Annotated in this window: 1 protein-coding gene; it reads right to left on the bottom strand. The window is 48.1% G+C overall.

Features of this window, described 5'->3' with window-relative positions:
* Positions 1 to 892: iron-sulfur cluster carrier protein ApbC (gene apbC / locus R7E78_RS25240; RefSeq protein ID WP_318058487.1), on the bottom strand; the 892-nt coding region annotated here is incomplete at both ends.

The following is an 892-nucleotide window of genomic DNA, read 5'->3' as shown; positions in this document are numbered from 1 at the left end:
GGTTGGCACACCAGCATCAATGTCTTCTCGCATAGAAATATGCAACGGAATTTGGCCCAATAGCGCTAAGCCAAACTCTTGAGACATTTTCTCCGCGCCACCCATACCAAAGATGTGTTCAGTCGCTCCACATTGGCTACAAATGTGGTAACTCATATTTTCGACCACACCTACTACTGGCACATTGACTTTGTTAAACATTGCAGCACCTTTGCGCGCATCTGCCAACGCTAAATCTTGTGGCGTCGTCACCAAAACCGTGCCGGTAACAGGAATTTGTTGTGACAACGTCAACTGGATATCACCCGTGCCTGGAGGCATGTCTATCACTAGGTAATCCAGATCTGGCCAATCGGTTTCATTCAATAGCTGAGCTAACGCTTTCGATGCCATAGGGCCACGCCAGATCGCTGCTTCAGATTTATTAACTAAATAGCCAATAGAATGAGTATAGATGCCGTGAGCAAAAATAGGCTCCATCCATTTGCCATCACGAACTTCTGGTTTCGCATCTTCCTGGCCGAGCATCATCGGAACCGATGGACCGTATATATCGGCATCCAATAGGCCAACCTTCGCTCCCGACTGCCCGATAGCCAAGGCTAAGTTAACGGCTGTTGTGGATTTGCCCACCCCACCCTTTGCAGAGCTCACCGCAATGATATTCTTCACACCTTTCACCGCATTAGAAACCTGCGTTTCTAGTGCTTTTACGCCGAGTTCAATGTGATACGGAAACGCGGCTACAGCTTTGGATGCTTGCTGTTGTTGAATCCATTCTTGCAATGTGCGCTGAAGCTCATTACTAGCAAATGGCAATGTAATCTTCACCGCACCTTGAGCGGTGATGGTGACAACGCCGTGAATATCGGCCCAGTTTTCCACTAACTGT

The sequence above is a fragment of the Vibrio sp. YT-19(2023) genome, assembly GCF_033337395.1.
Note: the sequence above shows the minus strand (reverse complement) of the source record. Positions and strands in the feature narration are given on the sequence as shown.